Here is a 2,056-nt window from a genome sequence, read left to right on the forward strand (position 1 = left end):
CCCCCGTTGCGCCGTCACCTCCGCAGGGTGCTACCGCGCCTAACGTGACCTACGGGCGCTTCGGCGAGAGCCGCCGTCGTCCGTTCCCGCCGAGCGCCCGCTGGCTCGCGGCGGCCGCCGCCGTGCTGCTCGTCGCCGCGGGCGGAGCCGGGCTGTGGGGCTTCCAACAGCAGCAGCAGAGGGACGCCGCGCTCCACGCCCTGGCCGCGGAGCAGGGCTCGCGGTCCGCCGTCATGGACCGGATCCTCTCCGCACCCGACGCCAAGATCCTGGAGGTTCCGGCCCCGGGCGGTGCGACGATGCTCATCGCGCACTCGAAGGACGCCGCCCTCGCCGGGGTCGTCACGATCGGGATGGCCCCCGCGCCGCAGGGCAAGGCCTACGAGCTCTGGCTCATCGACGCCGGCGGCTCAGCCAAGCCCGCCGGACTCGTGCAGGCCGGGGACGGTTCAACGTGGAACGAGCTTCCAGGAGGCCTCGGCAACGCCGCCTATCTCGGGGTGACGGTCGAACCTTCGGGCGGCTCGCCCCATCCCACCACGAAGCCGATCCTGCTCCAGAGCCTCGCGTAGCGTTCTTCCAATCCGGGAACGGCAGGGCTCCGAACCTTCAGTGCGGGCACGCCGCACCGGCACGGTCGTAACAGGCTGTGCGGGAAGAAGAGTAAGGAGCAGACATGTCTATCTCTGTCAGGACGCACCGCGCGCCGGTCCAGCTCGCTGCCACAGTGGTCGGCGCGATCTTCCTCGTGGTGGGAATCCTGGGCTTCGTCCCGGGCATCACGACCCACGTCGGCAGCCTCGGCTTTGCGGGCGACGGTTCGCAAGCGATGCTGCTCGGCCTGTTCCAGGTCTCGGTGCTGCACAACATCGTGCATCTGCTGTTCGGGGTTGCCGGCCTCGCGCTCGGCCGGTCGATCGCATCCGCCAAGGGGTACCTGACGTGGGGCGGCGTGATCTACTTCGTCCTGTTCGTCTACGGCCTGATCTTCATGGGGAACATGGGCGCCAACTTCGTGCCCGTGAACGGCGCGGACAACGTCCTGCACCTCCTCCTCGGGGTCGGGATGTTCGTCCTCGGCATCGTCTTGGGACGGCGGGCCGCGGGCAATCGCCGCTGAGGCCGGGCGACGACGGCGCGCGACCCCTAGGGGTTGAGCGCGTCCGTCGCGCCGCGCTCAGCGTGCTCGGAGTCGTAGCGGACCTTGGTCGCCCCGCGTTTGGCCTTGACCTCGAGGATGCGGACGTTCGCGAGATCGGCGAGCGAGCGTACCTGGGTGCCGCCGCATGGTTCGGAGTTCACTCCTCGCCGAGCGCTCCGAGAACGTGCCCCGCCGTGTGCAGGGCGGCGTGGAGGCGGCGCCGCCCCGAGTCGATCGAACAGACGACGGCGGAACCCACCGCTCGTCGCCGTCGTCGGACGTGCCAGCGGCGATGACCGTGGCGGGCGACTCGGTGAGATGGGTGTCCGCGAAGTAGGCCTGCTCCTGGGGGGCGGGCTCGTCAGCCGCGCCAGCGCAAGGTCATGAGGAACCCTGCGATCGCGATGCCGAAGCCGATGAGGATGTTCCAGTTGCCGAAGGCGGGCACGGGGAACAGGCCCTGGGTCACGTAGAAGACGATGATCCACAGCAGTCCGACCACCATGAGGGTGAACATCAGGTACTTGTACCACTGGGGGGTCGGGCCGGCGGCCTTGGCGGTGCGGCGCTTCTTCTTCGCCTTGCGGACTGCCTTCGCGCGGTTCTTCGACAGCGCCTTCTCGGCGCTCTTCGGCGCGCGCGCCTTGGTCTCGGGCTTGTCCGGAGATTCGGGCACTGGTCCTCCTCGGGGCCGGCTTCGGCTGCGCTGGGGCCCGCTTGGTATCCTGCAAGCACCGCCGATGTGCCGGGTGGCGTTGCCGGCTGGTCAATTGCTGGCTGGTCGATAGGTTCTGACAGTCAAGTCTAGCCGCCTCGCTGCCCGGTCCACCCACTCGCACGATTGGCCGAACCGCAATGAGCACCCGCATCCTCGTCATCGACAACTACGACTCGTTCGTCTACACGCTCGTGGGC

The 2,056-nt window shown here is 69.0% G+C and carries 4 protein-coding genes; 2 read left to right on the top strand and 2 right to left on the bottom strand.

Going from position 1 to position 2,056, the window contains the following annotated elements:
- On the top strand, positions 1-572 hold a 572-nt coding region (locus V7053_RS18915), incomplete at its 5' end, for an anti-sigma factor (RefSeq protein ID WP_334173789.1).
- 104 nt (positions 573-676) lie between these two features.
- Positions 677-1,120: a DUF4383 domain-containing protein gene (locus tag V7053_RS18920; protein WP_334173790.1), complete on the top strand. Its 444-nt coding sequence runs from the start codon at positions 677-679 to the stop codon at positions 1,118-1,120.
- 26 nt (positions 1,121-1,146) lie between these two features.
- On the opposite strand, the gene V7053_RS18925 is transcribed toward V7053_RS18920, so the two are convergent.
- Both V7053_RS18925 and V7053_RS18930 read right to left on the bottom strand, forming a co-directional pair.
- Positions 1,147-1,302 carry a hypothetical protein gene (locus tag V7053_RS18925; RefSeq protein ID WP_334173791.1) on the bottom strand — a complete coding sequence of 52 codons (156 nt, stop codon included), beginning with the start codon at positions 1,300-1,302 and terminating at the stop codon, positions 1,147-1,149.
- 200 nt (positions 1,303-1,502) lie between these two features.
- Positions 1,503-1,817, bottom strand: a complete 315-nt coding sequence (locus V7053_RS18930) for a cell division protein CrgA (protein ID WP_334173792.1) — start codon at positions 1,815-1,817, stop codon at positions 1,503-1,505.
- Positions 1,818-2,056: the final 239 nt, after the last annotated feature.

Origin of the sequence: Sinomonas sp. (assembly GCF_036848755.1) — a bacterium.
Classification (GTDB): domain Bacteria; phylum Actinomycetota; class Actinomycetes; order Actinomycetales; family Micrococcaceae; genus Sinomonas.